The sequence below is a fragment of the Psychrobacter sp. TB55-MNA-CIBAN-0194 genome (genome assembly GCF_040309505.1).
Classification (GTDB): Bacteria; Pseudomonadota; Gammaproteobacteria; order Pseudomonadales; family Moraxellaceae; genus Psychrobacter; species Psychrobacter fozii.
This window is the reverse complement of record NZ_JBEOOW010000267.1, coordinates 1-273: the sequence shown is the minus strand read 5'-3', so window position 1 is coordinate 273 and position 273 is coordinate 1. Positions and strand designations below refer to the sequence as shown.

The window sequence follows — 273 nt, the reverse complement described above, 5'->3', positions numbered from 1 at the left end:
CGCTATCAGTTGGCAAGATAGAACGATTGCCAATGCCGACGACAGTGATATGACCATTCGCTGCTATCAAAATGAGACCTCTGATAATGGTTTTGGCTTTAAAAAAGAGCAAACCAGTAATCTTGATGAGACCGTGCTATTGTTTTTTCATGGTGGTGGATTGTGTATTGGTGACCTTAATACCCATCATGAATTTTGTCATGCCATTTGTGAACAGACGGGTTGGCCGGTGATTAGTGTTGATTATCGCTTAGCACCTGAACACCCTGCCCC

The 273-nt window shown here is 43.6% G+C and carries 1 protein-coding gene; it reads left to right on the top strand.

Translation table 11 applies throughout. The features are described 5' to 3' along the window. Positions 1–273, top strand: a 273-nt coding sequence (locus AAEY75_RS15100; protein WP_352260038.1) for an alpha/beta hydrolase fold domain-containing protein, incomplete at both ends; no start/stop codon positions are given.